The sequence below is a fragment of the Blastococcus tunisiensis genome, assembly GCF_900112815.1.
GTDB lineage: Bacteria > Actinomycetota > Actinomycetes > Mycobacteriales > Geodermatophilaceae > Blastococcus_B > Blastococcus_B tunisiensis.
In genome coordinates, this window is sequence record NZ_FOND01000001.1 from 132,201 (window position 1) to 145,629 (window position 13,429).

The 13,429-nt window shown below is 76.8% G+C and carries 14 protein-coding genes; 9 read left to right on the plus strand and 5 right to left on the minus strand.

Annotation, left to right across the window (positions count from 1 at the left end; genetic code table 11):
- The first annotated feature begins 28 nt into the window (after positions 1-28).
- On the plus strand, positions 29-271 hold the full coding sequence (locus BM142_RS00605) for a hypothetical protein (protein WP_139228724.1): 243 nt from the start codon (positions 29-31) through the stop codon (positions 269-271).
- Position 272: 1 nt separating this feature from the next.
- Here BM142_RS00605 and BM142_RS00610 read toward each other — a convergent pair whose 3' ends face one another.
- Entirely contained in the window at positions 273-494 is a 222-nt protein-coding gene (locus BM142_RS00610) for a hypothetical protein (RefSeq protein WP_092194860.1), read from the minus strand.
- A gap of 108 nt (positions 495-602) precedes the next feature.
- On the opposite strand from BM142_RS00610, the gene BM142_RS00615 reads away from it, so the two are divergent.
- Positions 603-1,031, plus strand: coding sequence for an Lrp/AsnC family transcriptional regulator (locus BM142_RS00615; protein WP_217640512.1), 429 nt, complete (start codon positions 603-605; stop codon positions 1,029-1,031).
- Entirely contained in the window at positions 1,024-1,332 is a 309-nt protein-coding gene (locus BM142_RS00620; protein ID WP_092194861.1) for a DUF4229 domain-containing protein, read from the plus strand. The genes BM142_RS00615 and BM142_RS00620 overlap by 8 nt, the downstream gene beginning before the upstream one ends.
- Positions 1,333-1,343: 11 nt before the next feature.
- Here the strand turns inward: BM142_RS00620 and BM142_RS00625 are convergent, their stop codons facing one another.
- The 3 genes from BM142_RS00625 to BM142_RS00635 are packed head-to-tail and all read right to left on the minus strand — an operon-like array spanning position 1,344 to position 5,965.
- Positions 1,344-3,827, minus strand: coding sequence for a PLP-dependent aminotransferase family protein (locus BM142_RS00625; RefSeq protein ID WP_092194862.1), 2,484 nt, complete (start codon positions 3,825-3,827; stop codon positions 1,344-1,346).
- An 18-nt stretch (positions 3,828-3,845) separates the two neighbouring features.
- Positions 3,846-4,718, minus strand: a complete 873-nt coding sequence (locus BM142_RS00630) for a 1,4-dihydroxy-2-naphthoate polyprenyltransferase (RefSeq protein ID WP_092194863.1) — start codon at positions 4,716-4,718, stop codon at positions 3,846-3,848.
- Positions 4,718-5,965: an AMP-binding enzyme gene (locus BM142_RS00635; protein WP_175527031.1), complete on the minus strand. Its 1,248-nt coding sequence runs from the start codon at positions 5,963-5,965 to the stop codon at positions 4,718-4,720. Before BM142_RS00635 ends, BM142_RS00630 begins: the two co-directional genes overlap by 1 nt.
- A 40-nt stretch (positions 5,966-6,005) precedes the next feature.
- On the opposite strand from BM142_RS00635, the gene BM142_RS00640 reads away from it, so the two are divergent.
- The 3 genes from BM142_RS00640 to BM142_RS00650 all read left to right on the plus strand — a co-directional run bounded on the left by BM142_RS00640 (position 6,006) and on the right by BM142_RS00650 (position 8,934).
- Positions 6,006-6,974 carry an o-succinylbenzoate synthase gene (locus BM142_RS00640; RefSeq protein WP_254790442.1) on the plus strand — a complete coding sequence of 323 codons (969 nt, stop codon included), beginning with the start codon at positions 6,006-6,008 and terminating at the stop codon, positions 6,972-6,974.
- Positions 6,971-8,656, plus strand: a complete 1,686-nt coding sequence (menD, locus tag BM142_RS00645; RefSeq protein ID WP_092194865.1) for a 2-succinyl-5-enolpyruvyl-6-hydroxy-3-cyclohexene-1-carboxylic-acid synthase — start codon at positions 6,971-6,973, stop codon at positions 8,654-8,656. The genes BM142_RS00640 and menD overlap by 4 nt, the downstream gene beginning before the upstream one ends.
- Positions 8,657-8,754: 98 nt before the next feature.
- The gene (locus BM142_RS00650) at positions 8,755-8,934 is read left to right on the plus strand and encodes a hypothetical protein (RefSeq protein WP_092194866.1); all 180 of its coding nucleotides are present in this window, start codon (positions 8,755-8,757) and stop codon (positions 8,932-8,934) included.
- Between the two features lie 148 nt (positions 8,935-9,082).
- On the opposite strand, the gene BM142_RS00655 is transcribed toward BM142_RS00650, so the two are convergent.
- The gene (locus BM142_RS00655; RefSeq protein ID WP_092194867.1) at positions 9,083-10,348 is read right to left on the minus strand and encodes an isochorismate synthase; all 1,266 of its coding nucleotides are present in this window, start codon (positions 10,346-10,348) and stop codon (positions 9,083-9,085) included.
- Between the two features lie 122 nt (positions 10,349-10,470).
- On the opposite strand from BM142_RS00655, the gene BM142_RS00660 reads away from it, so the two are divergent.
- The 3 genes from BM142_RS00660 to BM142_RS00670 all read left to right on the plus strand — a co-directional run bounded on the left by BM142_RS00660 (position 10,471) and on the right by BM142_RS00670 (position 13,413).
- The gene (locus BM142_RS00660) at positions 10,471-11,172 is read left to right on the plus strand and encodes a demethylmenaquinone methyltransferase (protein ID WP_092194868.1); all 702 of its coding nucleotides are present in this window, start codon (positions 10,471-10,473) and stop codon (positions 11,170-11,172) included.
- A 203-nt stretch (positions 11,173-11,375) separates the two neighbouring features.
- On the plus strand, positions 11,376-12,035 hold the full coding sequence (locus BM142_RS00665) for a phosphoribosyltransferase (protein ID WP_092194869.1): 660 nt from the start codon (positions 11,376-11,378) through the stop codon (positions 12,033-12,035).
- 106 nt (positions 12,036-12,141) lie between these two features.
- On the plus strand, positions 12,142-13,413 hold the full coding sequence (locus BM142_RS00670; protein ID WP_092194870.1) for a geranylgeranyl reductase family protein: 1,272 nt from the start codon (positions 12,142-12,144) through the stop codon (positions 13,411-13,413).
- Positions 13,414-13,429: the final 16 nt, after the last annotated feature.

The window sequence follows — 13,429 nt, forward strand, 5'->3', positions numbered from 1 at the left end:
GATCGACCGAGACACGTGGGAGTTCACTGTGGGTAAGCACGCCGCACCGGAAGGCGCCCCGGCGGACCCGATCGTCGCCGAGGCGCTGGCGCACCGGTCACCCGACGCCCCGCACCACACGGTCGGGGAGGGGCCGGTCGGCTGGCCCGGCGAGCCGGCGCCCGAGGACGGCCGGGTCGGCTGGCCCGGGGACCTGCGCGAGCCGGCCGCGCCCGCGCCGACGGCCCGCCGCGGCTGGCGGCGGCTGTTCTCGGCCGGCCGCGTCGCGTAGGTCAGGTCGGGGAGCCGTCGTCCCGACGGGTGCGGCGGTCCAGCTCCCGCAGGAACTCGGGGTCGTCGTCCGGGGCCACCGGCCGGCCCGGCGGCTGGGGACGGGGACCGCGCGGCGGACGCGGCGCACGCAGGCCTCCACCGGGACGTCCGGGGGCCGCAGCCGCCCGCATGACCAGCACGACAACCGCCACCGCGATCACGAGCACCACCAGGAACACCACGGTCCGAACCCCCTCGTCGGCACCCAGCGTACGTCCGCGGCGATACTCGGTGCGAACGATCGCCATCCAGCAGGGCCGCGCCCGGGACGGAGCACTCCCATCGACGCCGTGGACGAGCAGCTCATCGACCTGCTGCGCGCCAACGGCCGCGCCAGCTACGCCGAGCTCGCCCGTCAGGTCGGGCTCTCCTCACCGGCGGTGCACGAGCGCGTCGGCAAGCTCGAGGCCGCCGGCGTCATCACCGGCTACCGGGCGGTCGTCGACCCCGGCTCCGTGGGGCTGGACGTCACCGCGCTGGTCAGCGTCATCGAGAGCGACGCCGTCGACGACACCGGTGTCGAGGCGGCCATGCTCGAGGTCCCGGGCATCGAGGACTGCTGGCGGGTCGCGGGCAGCGAGGGGTACGTGCTCAAGGTCCGCGTGAGCGACATCCCGGCACTCGAGGCCACCATCGATGCGTTGAACAGGATCAGGGGTGTGGCCCGCACCCGCACGACCGTCGTGCTCTCGACCAAGTGGGAAGGCCGTCATGGCTGACAGCAGCACCGTTCCGTCCGGTCCCGCAGGGGGCCCCGCCGAGCCGCCGAGGATCGCACCCTGGCTGCTGATCTACACGGTCGGGCGCCTGGGGATCGCCGCCGCGCTGGTGCTCCTCCTGTGGCTGGTCGGGCTCGACTTCTGGACCGGCCTGCTCTTCGGCCTGCTCCTGTCCATGCCGGCGTCGTACTTCCTGCTGCGCCCGTCGCGGGAGCGGCTGAACGAGGGGCTGGTGGCGCGCAGCACCATGCGCCGGGCCGCGAAGGAGGACCTGCGCACGCGGCTCAGCGGCAACGAGTGACGCCGACGGGCTCAGCCCGTGGGTAGGCCCGCCGCCAGGTGTGCGAGCACGTCGGACTGGTAGGTCTCGGTGGGCTGCACGTAGGTCCACCTTGTCACGGGACGGGCCCCGAACCGGGACTTCTGCAGGTCCGCGCCCATGCCGTAGAGCACCCGCCGCGCGCCGCGGCGCTGCGCCGAGCGCAGCGCCTGCAGCAGGAGCTGCTGATAGCTGTGCTCGCCGGCGACGTACCGGTAGTCCAGCCCGACGAACACCGGTGCGACGTGCTCGTCGGTCACGTGCTGGACGGCGACGGCGATCGGCGCCGCGCTGAGCGCCGGCCGGCGCAGCACCACCGTCTCCCACCCCGGTCGCTCCAGGACGGCGTCGACGATCGCGCGCGGCAGCGGGAACACGTTTAGCTCGAGCGCGCGGGCGTGCACCGCGCGGTACAACCCGTACAGGGCGTCCCGCTCGACGGCGGGCAGTGCCGCTGCCTCGGGGCTCCCGCCCGCGAGCACGGTCACCTCGAACCCCGGCTCGTGGGCGAGCACCCGGGTGCGCTGGTGGTAGCGCTGCTTGCGGGTCAGCCCGGCGAGGAACGCCGCGTCGTCGTGGACGTCGACCTCCCGCACCCAGGAGACCGGGAGCGGCACCCGCAGGAAGCCCTCGCCGAGCAGGAAGCCGTGCAGCTCGTCGTCGCCGTCGGGCAGGTCGCGGAGCACGACGGCGGAGGCGCCGGTCGCGTCCTCCTCGGCCCGGGCGGCCTGCAGGACCATCCGGAGCGCCGCCCGCCAGTTCCGCCCGCGGTCGAGGTACAGGTGGTCGCCCTCGGTGAGCAGCGACCCCATGCCCACCACGGTCGAGGTGAGGAAGAACGGGTCGCCCGACGCCGCGCGCCGTCGCTCCACCTCGCGGGACACCGGTGCCGGCGACAGCATGTCGTCCTTCCACCGCGCCGTCGTGAAGAAGGTGGCGACGACCGGCGTCCCGTCGCCGTCGCGGACCACGAGATGGGTGAAGTCCCAGGCGTCCTGCGTCCGGTCCCGCCGCGTCCGGTCCGGGCTGCCGAACACCGCCGCCAGCGTGCGCAGCCCCGCGACGTCGAACGCGCCGCGCGACCCCAGGAGGGCGTCCCACTCCCGCCCGTCCAGCTCGTCGACCGACCGGGACCGCTCCAGGCGCAGGTCCGCGGGGGCCGGCCGCGGCGCCGGGATCGTCGCCGTCGCCCGCCGGGTGACGGGCCGCGGCTCCTCGCCGAGCTGCCGGCCGAAGGCCCGTCGCAGGTCCGCCATCGAGGAGCCCTCGTCGGCCAGGGCCGCCGGGAGGTGCTGGGCGAGGGCGGTCACGACGTCGGCCACGTCGTCGTCGGTGAGGTGGGTGGTGAGGGTGAGCCGCACCCCGCACCGCTTGGCCGGGACGGCGGGGAACGCGGCGGTGTTGACCAGGAAGCCCGCCTCGCGGAGCCGCTCGGTGAGGCGGTAGGCGACCGCCGCCGTGCCTGCGCCGACGTAGCGGATCGGGGCCACCGACGGTGAGACCAGGGGGAGCCCGGCGTCGGCCGCCAGCCGGTTGAACAGCTCGATCCGGTGCCGGAGGGCCCCCTGCCGCACGGGGAGCTCGGCACCCCGGTGCAGCCGGGCCGAGGCCACGATCGCGCCGAGCATCGGGGGCTGCACCGGGCCGGAGAAGATGAGCGGCCCGCCCACGGTCGCCACCAGCCGGCGGGACTCCGCATCGGGGAACGTCACCACCCCGCCGGCCGCGGCGAAGGACTTGTTGAGCGAGGCGGCGACCACGGTGCGCCGCAGCGTCTCCGCCGACAGCTGCTCGAGGGCGTGGCCCCGGCCGTGCCGTCCCGTCCAGGACGCGCCGTGGGCGTCGTCCACGTAGAGCCAGAGGTTCGGGTGCCGCGCGGCCAGCGCGTCCAGCCGCTGCGCCGGGAGGAAGTCCGCGTACATCGAGTAGAGGCCGTCGGCGGCGTACCAGACGCGCCGGGACGGGCCCTGCCGCACCAGCTCCTGCTCGAGCGCGTCGAGGTCGTCGTGGGGCAGCAGCGCGACGTGGGCGCCCCCGGCCCGCACGAGCGTCGCGGCCGTCTGGACCGAGTGGTGGACCTGGTGGTCCAGCAGCAGCACGTCACTGCTCCGGACGAGCGTGGGCATCGCCGCCAGGTGCCCCATCGAGGTGGACGGGGTGATGACGGCCGGGCGGCCGAAGAGCGCGGTGAGCTCCTCCTCCGCGGTCCGGTAGAGCGGCGAGGAGACGTAGGTGCGCGACGAGGAGAACTGGGTGCCGTACCGGTCGACGGCGTCGCGGACGGCGGCCTTCATGCGGGGGTCGAGCTCCCAGCCGAGGTAGGAGCAGGAGCCGAAGTTCCGCAGCCGGCGGCCGGCCAGCGTGACGTGCCGGCCGTCGAGTTCGTGGTCCTCGGCGTGGGCGTGCAGCAGCCCGCGCCGGATGCCCTCGGAGAAGGTCTCGTCGACGGCCGCCAGCAGGTCCTCGTGCGTGGCCATCGTCGGCCCCTTCCGCGCTCAGCCGCTGAGCGCGAGACCCGCACCCAGCAGTGCACCGGTGGCGAGGGTGACCAGCCCGGCGCCCTGCAACGCCTGGATGAGTGCCGGTCCTCGCGCGTTCGTGAGAACCGTACGTACCGGGGGCAAGGACAGGGGCGCCGCGAGCAGGGCGACCAGCGCCCAGGGCCGGCCGAGCCCCACGGCGGCGACCACGGCGAAGGCGACGACGAACAGGCCGGCGAAGACCAGCCGCGTGACCCGGTCACCCAGGAGCACCGCGAGGGTGCGCTTGCCCGCGGCGGCGTCCCCGTCGATGTCCCGCAGGTTGTTGACCACGAGGATCGCCACGATGAGCAGGCCGACCGGTACCGAGACGGCGACCGCGAGCCCCGGCACGGTGCCGGTCTGCACGAACGTGGTGCCCACGACGGCCACCGGGCCGAAGAAGACGAAGACGAACACCTCGCCCAGCGCCCGGTAGCCGTAGGGCGCCGGGCCGCCGGTGTAGGTCCACGCGGCGGCCATGCACACCGCTCCCACGGCGACCAGCCACCAGCTCGACAGCGCGGCCAGTGCCAGCCCCGCGACCCCCGCCACGGCGAAGGCCAGCAGGGCGGCGGTGAGCACCTGCGCCGGGGTCGCGGCGCCCGAGCCGACCAGGCGCATGGGGCCCACCCGGTCGGCGTCGGTCCCCCGCTTCCCGTCGGAGTGGTCGTTGGCGTAGTTGACCGCCACCTGCAGGGCCAGCGCCACGACCAGCGCGAGCAGCGCCGCGGGCAGGGCGAAGCCGTCCAGGGCAGCGGCCGCGCCGGTGCCGACCAGCACGGGCGCGACCGCCGCGGGGAGGGTGCGCGGGCGGGCACCGGCGATCCACTGGGCGGGGGTGGCCATCAGACCTCCGGGGTCAGCGCCGCGACCGCACGGCGGTCGGGCTTGCCGGTGTGCAGGAGCGGCAGCGCGTCGAGGAGGTGCAGCTGGCGCGGGGCGGCCGGGTGGCCGAGCCGGTCGGCGACCCAGCCGCGCAGGTCGGGCAGGTCGGGCACGGCCCCCGGCGCCGGGACGACGGCGGCCACGACGCGCTGCCCCCAGGTTTCGTCCGGCCGGCCGAAGACGACCGCGTCGGTGACCGCCGGGTGCGTCCGCAGGGCCGCCTCGACCGCGGCCGGCGACACGTTCACCCCGCCGGAGATCAGCACGTCGTCCAGCCGGCCGGCGACCTGCAGCCGGCCGTCGGCGTCCACCGTGCCGGCGTCGCGGGTGCGGAACCAGCCCTCGACGAAGGCGGCAGCCGTGCCTGCCGGGTCCAGCCGGTAGCCCATCGCGAGGGTGGGTCCGGACAGCTCTATCCCCCCACCGCCGAGTCCTGCGGGCCCCCCACCGAAGAGTCCTGCGGGCCCCCCACCGCCGAGTCCTGCGGGCCCCCCACCGCCGGGTCCTGCGGGCTCCCCACCGCCGGGTCCGTCGGCCACCCGGACCGCCACGCCGTCGAGCGGGTGCCCGTCGTAGACGCAGCCACCGGCGGTCTCGGTCATGCCGTAGGTGGTGACGACGCGGACGTCCTCCGCCCGCGCCCGGTCGAGCAGGTCCGGATCGGTGGCCGCCCCGCCGACGAGGACGGCGTCGAAGGCGCGCAGCGCGCCGGCCTCGGCGTCCAGGTACCGGCGCAACTGCGTGGGCACCAGCGAGGTGAACCGGGGTCCGGCGGGCATCCGCGCGACGGCCGCGGCCAGGAGCTCCCCCGTCGCCAGCACCTCGGGGCGGGTCCCGGCGACGATGCTGCGGCAGAGGACCTGCAGGCCGGCGATCGCCGACACCGGCAGGGCCAGCAGCCACGCGCCGGGACCGCCGAGGCGGTCGTGGGTCGCCGCCGCGGAGGCGCGCAGGGCCGCTGCCGGCAGCAGGACGGCCCGGCCCGGCCCGGTCGAACCGGAGGTGACCACGACCAGGTCGGCGCCGGGCTCCAGGGGCTCCTCGGGCCGCAGCGCGGCACGGGCGGCGGCGACCACCGCGGGCGGGCCGTCCGGGAGGACCGCCAGGGGGGTGGTGCCCGCGAGCGCAGCACGCAGGTGGTCCGGGGTGAGCTCGGCCGCGGGCACGAGGGTGAGGTGCCTGGCCCCGCGCTCCCGCCCCCCGCCCACGAGGAACAGCCTACGGTCGCGGCCGAACTACGCTTCGACCGTGATCACCGAGGCCGCCGGACCCCCGCTCCCGGCCGGGATCGCGGAGCTGCGGGTCTGGTCGGTGGCGCTGCGCACCCGTTTCCGGGGCATCGACGTCCGCGACGGCGTGCTCGTGCGCGGGCCGGCGGGCTGGGGGGAGTTCTCCCCGTTCTGGGACTACGACGTGGCCGAGAGCCGCCGCTGGTGGGCCGCGGCGGTGGAGGCGGCCGTCGACGGGTGGCCGGCCCCGGTGCGCGGCTCGGTACCGGTGAACGTGACGGTCCCGGCGGTCGACGCCGGGCGCGCGCACGGCATCGTGGCCGCGTCGGGTTGCCGCACGGCGAAGGTGAAGGTGGCCGAGCCGGGGCAGTCACCGGCCGACGACCTCGCCCGGGTGGAGGCGGTCCGGGACGCGCTCGGGCCGGCCGGCGCCATCCGCGTCGACGCGAACGCCGCCTGGGACGTCGACACCGCGGTCGCCCGCATCGTCGACCTGGACCGTCGCGTCGGGCTGGAGTACGTCGAGCAGCCGTGCGCGACGCTCGAGGAGCTGGCCGCGCTGCGGCGCCGGGTCGACGTGCCGATCGCCGCCGACGAGGTGCTGCGCCGCTCGGCCGACCCCCTGCGGGTCGACCTGCGCGAGGCCTGCGACGTCGTCGTCCTCAAGGTGCAGCCGCTCGGCGGGGTGCGGGCCGCCCTGCGGGTGGCCGAGGCGCACGACCTGCCCTGCGTCGTCTCCTCCGCCCTGGAGTCGTCGGTCGGCATCGCGGCCGGGGTCGCGCTGGCCGCCGCGCTCCCCGAGCTGCCGTTCGCCTGCGGGCTGGCCACCGTGGCCCTGTTCACCGGCGACGTCAGCTCCACGCCCCTGCTGCCGGTCGACGGCGAGCTGCCGGTGCTGCGGCCGGAGCCCGACCGGCTGGCGGCCGTGGCGGCCGACGCCGGCACCGCGACGCGCTGGCGCACCCGGCTGGACGCGGTGCGCGCGTGAACCCGGCCACCGCGTTCGCCCGCGTGCTGGTCGACGAGCTCGTGCGGGGCGGCGTCACCGACGCCGTGCTGGCGCCCGGCTCCCGGTCCGCGCCGGTCGCCCTGGCGCTGGCCGCGGCCGAGCGCGACGGGCGCCTGCGGCTGCACGTCCGGATCGACGAGCGGACGGCGGCCTTCCTCGCCCTCGGCCTGGCCAAGGCCTCGGGCCGGCCGGTGCCGGTGCTCACCACCTCGGGCACGGCCGCCGCGCACCTGCACGCGGCCGTGCTGGAGGCGGACGCGAGCGGGGTGCCGCTGCTGGCGCTCACCGCCGACCGGCCGCCGGAGCTCCGGGCGACCGGGGCCAACCAGACCATCGAGCAGGCCGGCCTCTACGGCGGGGCGGTCCGCTGGGCGGCCGACGTCGGCGTCCCCGAGGTCGGCCGGGAGGCCGCGCAGAACCGCTACTGGCGCTCGCTCGTCGCCAGGGCCCTGACCGTCGCCGCCGGCACGCTCTCGGCCGACCCCGGACCCGTGCACCTGAACCTGGCCCTCCGCGAGCCGCTGCTGCCCGACGACGAGGACGACGGGCTCGCCGGGCCCTGGGCGGGGCGTCCGGACGGCGCGCCGTGGACGGCGGCCGAGCCGTCGGCGGGCTGGGCTGCGCAGGCGCACCGTCTGCCCGCGCGCACGCTGGTGATCGCCGGCGACGGCCCGCTGCACGCCGCACCCGGGATCTCCCAGGGCTCCCCGTGGCCCCTGGTCGCCGAACCGAGCAGCGCGTTCTGGGGGCTGCCGGGCGGGGTCCGCGGAGGCGTGCTGGCGCTCGGGACGCCCGGCTGGCTGGCCCGGCACCGACCCGAGCGGGTGCTCGTCGTGGGCCGCCCGACCCTCTCCCGGCCGGTCGGGGCGCTGCTCGCGGACCCGGCCGTCACGGTCGAGACGGTGAGCGCCTCCCCGCGGTGGGCCGACGCCGGGCGGTCGAGCGCCGGCGTGCGACGGCTCTTCGCCGGCACGGAGCCCGGCGGACCGGTCGACGGGGACTGGGCCGCCGCCTGGCACGCCGCCGCCGACCGGGTGGGGGCCGCCGTCGATGCCGTCCTCGACGACGCCCCGGCGATGACCGCTGCCCGGCTGGCCCGCGACGTGGTCGCCGCGCTGCCCCCGGGCGCGCTGCTGGTCCTCGGGTCCTCCACCCCGGTGCGCGACGTCGACCGGCTGGCGGTGCCGCGGGCGGACCTCACCGTGCTGGCCAACCGCGGGGTCGCCGGTATCGACGGCACGATCTCGACGGCGATCGGTGCGGCGGCGGTGCACGGCGGCCGGGCGTTCGCGCTGATGGGGGACCTGACGTTCCTGCACGACCTGACCGGGCTGCTGATCGGGGAGGGCGAGCCGGCACCGGACCTGACCGTCGTCGTCCCGGACAACGACGGCGGCGGCATCTTCGCCCAGCTCGAGCCGGGGGAGGACCGGCACGCCCGCGACTACCGGCGGGTGTTCGGGACGCCGCACGGCCGGGACCTGGTGGCGGTCGCGGAGTCCCTGGGCTGGGCCTCGAGCCGGGTGACCTCGCCCGACGAGCTGCCGCGTGCGCTGGTGCTCGGGGGACCGCGGGTCGTCGTGGTCGGCACCGACCAGCGCGCCGAGGCGGCGCTGGCGGTCCGGCTCCGCGCTGCCGCCGCGGCCGCGCTGGACGCCTGAGCCACGTCATTCGATGCGGTGGCTCGCCGTCCCTGCGGTTGTCCGGCAGCCCCGTCCGCCGGAGCGTGGTCGGGCGTGATCCTCGAACGGACCAGCCCATGATCCCGCGTTCTGCCTACCGCGCCGTCTGCCTGCTCGGGGCGGTGATCGGGCTGGGGACGGCGATCTACTTCTTCGCCGACGGGGACGCCTTCATGGGGTGGTTCTTCGTGGCCTTCACCGCGCTGCTGTGGCCGGCCTACCTGGCCTACTCCTGGGCCGAGCGGCGACGCCGCTAGTACCGCGACGGGCAACCTTCGCCCTGCGGGCACCCCGCAGCCAGGAGCATTGTGCGCAAGTCGGCAGCTTTCCTTCCGGGAACTGCTGACCAGCGCACAACGTCCGGCCGCGGCCGTTCAGGGCGAACGTCGGCAGCCGGGGTACTGGTCAGCCCTCGAGCGCGGCCTGGAAGGCGGCGAACTTCGACTGGGTCTCGGCCAGCTCGGCGGCCGGGTCGGAGCCGGCGACGATGCCGCAGCCGGCGAACAGGCGGGCGCTGTCCTCGCCGACCAGCTCGGCGCAGCGCAGGGCCAGGCCGAACTCGCCGTCGCCCCGGGAGTCCAGCCAGCCGACCGGCCCGGCGTAGCGGCCGCGGTCCATGCCCTCGAGCTCGGTGATGACCGCCGCGGCGTCCGGCGTCGGGGTGCCGCACACCGCGGCCGTGGGGTGCACCGCGCCGACGAGCTCCAGCAGCCCCGCCCCGGCGCGGGCACCGCGGCGGCGCTGGGTGCCGGTGACGTCGCTGGCCAGGTGCCGGACGTTGGCGAGGGTGAGCAGCTCGGGTTCCTCGGGGGCGTGCAGCGTCGCGCAGAACGGCTCGAGCGCGCGGACCAGCGAGTCCACGGCGAGCGCGTGCTCGGACCTGTCCTTCGCCGAGCCGATCAGGGCCGCGGCCAGCCGGTCGTCGTCGGCCCCCGCCCCGCGCGGCGCGGTGCCGGCCAGCACCCGTGCGGAGAGCTGCCGCCCGGTGCGGCGCAGGAGGAGCTCCGGGGTCGCGCCGAGCAGGCCGTCGACGGCGAACGTCCAGCAGTCGGGGAAGCGCGCGGCCAGCCGGCGCAGCAGGCGCCGGGGGTCGAGCGGGACGTCGGCGGTGACCAGCAGGTCGCGGGCCAGCACCACCTTCTGCAGCGCCCCGGCGTCGATCCGGGTCACGGCCTCGGCGACCGCGGCGCACCAGGTGGCCGGGTCGAGGGCGCCGTCGGCGTAGCGCAGCCGCAGCGCCGGGCCGTCGTCGACCGGGTCGGGGAGCCGGACGGCGCGCGGATCGGCGCCGCCCACCGTGGTCAGCCAGGCGACGCCGTCGCGCCGGCCGAGCACGACCTCCGGGACGACGAACACCGACGTCCCGGCGGCGGGGTCGAAGGCGATGCTGGCGAACAGGACGGGACCCGAGCCCGGCACGTCCAGCTCGTCGTCGCCGTCCAGCTCCGCGGTGTAGTCGGCCCACCAGGCGGCCGCCTCCTGCAGGGCGTGCGGCCCGGTGACCTCGAGGCGGGCCGCCTCGCCCCAGCCCACCAGGCCCTCGCCGCGGCGCACCCACGACAGCGCGCCCTCGGCCGGGAGCCGGTCCAGCAGCTCGCCGGCCGCCGGGACCTGCACCGTGGTGACGGTGCGCGCGGCGGCTGCCGGAGGGGTCAGCGCAGCCGCAGTCACCGCCCCAGAGTAGGTGAAGGACCCGCTGCCCCCCGTCGCTCGCAGGCTCGCGACGGGCCCCTGCAGCGGGCCGACGTAACCTTCCGACCGTGGGAGACCGGCGAGACGCTGCTCATAGGGACATGGCTCACGCCGCCGGCGCCCGGGCGGGACTGGACAAGCGGCCCGCCGACGTCGCCGCGATGTTCGACCGCGTCGCCCGCCGTTACGACGTCACGAACACCGTCCTCTCGGGGGGCCTCGACTCCTCCTGGCGCCGGGCGACCCGGGAGGCGCTGGGCGCCCGCCCCGGCCAGACCGTGCTCGACGTCGCGGCCGGCACGGCGGTGTCCACGGTGCAGCTCGCCGCCGGCGGGGTCACCGCGATCGCCTGCGACTTCTCCCAGGGCATGCTCCGCGCCGGCGCCGCCCGGCCGGTGCCGAAGGTGGCCGGGGACGCCATGGCGCTGCCGCTCGCCGACGCGAGCGTCGACGGGGTCGTCATCTCCTTCGGGCTGCGCAACGTGGCCGACCCCGACGCCGCCCTCCGCGAGTTCAACCGGGTGACCCGGCCGGGCGGGACGCTGGTGGTCTGCGAGTTCTCCTCGCCCACCTGGGCCCCCTTCCGCACCGTCTACACCGAGTACCTGATGACTGCGCTGCCCCGGATCGCGCGCGCCGTGAGCAGCAACCCGGAGGCCTACGTCTACCTGGCGGAGTCGATCCGGGCCTGGCCCGGCCAGGCCGCGCTGGCCGCCCGCGTGCAGGCGGCCGGCTGGGGTGAGGTCGCCTGGCAGAACCTGACCGGCGGGATCGTCGCCCTGCACCGCGCCCGCCGGGTCTGAGGACTTCCGGCCATCGGGGTTCCGATCCGGCGCTGCCGGTTCTAGCGTCGGTCCATGACGAACCCGCCACCGCAGCCGGGTCCCTCGCCGTCGCCGACGGACCCGGTCCCGCCGCCGGTGCCCGCCCCGTACCCGGCGCCCGATCCCGTCGACCCCACGGCGCCGCCGCCGGCCCCGACGCCGCAACCGCTCTAGGGCCCGGCGTGGGTGACCAGCGCTTCGCGGACCGCCGTGCGGCCGGCCGGGCGCTGGGGGAGCAGCTCGTCGGCCGGCTGCCGCCCGATCCGCTCGTGCTCGGTCTCCCGCGGGGCGGGGTCGTCGTCGCGGCGGAGGTGGCCGCGGTCCTCGGCGCCCCGCTGGACGTCCTCGTCGTCCGCAAGCTCGGCCTGCCCGCCCAGCCGGAGCTGGCCATGGGCGCCATCGCCGCGGTCGGGGGCAGCATCGAGACGGTCCGGGTCGACCCCGTCCTGAGCGCCGCCGCCGTCGACGCCGGGACGTTCGACGAGGTCGGCCGGCAGGAGCTGGCCGAGCTGCGGCGCCGGGAGGCGGCCTACCGGGAGGGCCGGCCGCCGCTCGCCGTCAGCGGGCGTGCGGTCGTGCTCGTCGACGACGGCGTGGCCACCGGCGCCACCGTCCGCGCCGCCGTCTCCGCGGTGCGGGCCGGCGGGGCCACGTCGGTCACGGTCGCCGTCCCGGTCGGGTCCCCCCGCGCCTGTGCGGCGCTGGAACCACTCGTCGACGGGCTCGTCTGCCTGCTGGCGCCGCGCGGCTTCCGCGCCGTCGGCCAGGCCTACGCCGACTTCGACCAGACGACGGACGAGGAGGTCCGCGACGCCCTGCGCGGCTCCCCGGACCCGCTGTGACGCATCCCACCGCGCGGGGGTGCTGTCAGCTAGCTCACAGGGCGGCCTAGACTCGGGACGACAGACTTTGTGAACCAATTCACAAGCTCACCGGAGGAGGCGCGCCGTGCCGGGCACCACGACCGCACCGCCACCCGGTGCCGACGTGGTCGTGGTCGGCGCCGGGCCCGCCGGGTCCGCCGCGGCGCGGTGGCTGGCGCAGGCGGGGCTGGACGTCGTCGTCCTGGAGAAGGCCTCCTTCCCGCGGGAGAAGGTCTGCGGCGACGGGCTGACCCCGCGCGGGGTGAAGGCGCTCGACGACCTGGGTCTGGACACCACCGGCTGGGTGCGGCACAAGGGCCTGCGGGTGCACGGCGGCGGGCAGGTCGTCGAGGTCGACTGGCCGCAGCTGTCCTCCTGGCCCGGCCACAGCCTGGTCTGCCGGCGCAGCGAGCTGGACGCCCGTCTCGCCGCGCACGCGGCGGCGGCGGGGGCGCACGTGCACACCGAGGTGACGGTCACCGAGCCGCTCCTCGACGAGGCCGGGCGGGTCGCCGGCGTCTCCTGCACGGTGGGGCCGGACAAGGAGCCGCGGCAGGTCCGCGCCCCCCTCGTGGTCTCCGCCGAGGGACTGTCCGGGCGGCTGGCGAAGTCCCTGGGGCTGGCGCGCCGCGAGGACCGGCCGCTCGGGATCGCCGTCCGGCGGTACGTGTCGAGCCCGCGCACCGACGACGCCTACCTCGACATCTCCTTCGACCTGGCGCCCGAGGGCCCGACGGCCGCGTCCATGCCCGGCTACGGCTGGATCTTCGGGATGGGCGACGGCTCCGCGAACGTCGGCTTCGGCCTGCTCGACACCCGCCGATCGGACGGCAGCGACCACCGCGAGGTCCTCCGCCGGTGGCTGGACACCTTCCCGGCGGAGGAGCAGCTCGGTGAGCAGTACGCGCTGTCGCCGCTGCGCGGTGCCGGGCTGCCCATGGCCCTGCACCGGCAGCCCGCCTACACCCGGGGCCTGCTGCTGACCGGCGATGCCGCCGGCGCGGTCAACCCGTTCAACGGCGAGGGCATCAGCTACGCCCTGGAGACGGGGCGGATGGCCGCGGAGACGGCGGCCGACGCCCTGTCCCGGCCGGCCGGCCCCGCTCGGGAGGGCGTGCTGCGCCGCTATCCCGAGCGGTTGCGCGCCGCCTACGGGCGCCACCACCGGCTCGGCCTCGGCTTCCTCGCCCTGCTCAGCCGCCCGGACGTCGTGCGCTTCACCACGGCCCACGGCCTCAAGCGGCCGGCGCTGGTGAACGCCGCGCTGCGGCTCATGGGCAACCTCGGCGACGGCCGGGACGGCGACGGCGTCGACCGCGCGATCGCCGTCCTCACCCGGCTGGTACCGGCGGCCTGACATGCGCAGATACCCA

Bases quoted from the DNA above. Each gene is read 5' to 3' on its own strand.
- BM142_RS00650 (WP_092194866.1), top strand. From the start codon at position 8,755: ATGATCCCGCGTTCTGCCTACCGCGCCGTCTGCCTGCTCGGGGCGGTG.
- BM142_RS00620 (WP_092194861.1), top strand. From the start codon at position 1,024: ATGGCTGACAGCAGCACCGTTCCGTCCGGTCCCGCAGGGGGCCCCGCC.
- BM142_RS00630 (WP_092194863.1), bottom strand. From the start codon at position 4,718: ATGGCCACCCCCGCCCAGTGGATCGCCGGTGCCCGCCCGCGCACCCTC.
- BM142_RS00625 (WP_092194862.1), bottom strand. From the start codon at position 3,827: ATGGCCACGCACGAGGACCTGCTGGCGGCCGTCGACGAGACCTTCTCC.
- BM142_RS00660 (WP_092194868.1), top strand. From the start codon at position 10,471: ATGGCTCACGCCGCCGGCGCCCGGGCGGGACTGGACAAGCGGCCCGCC.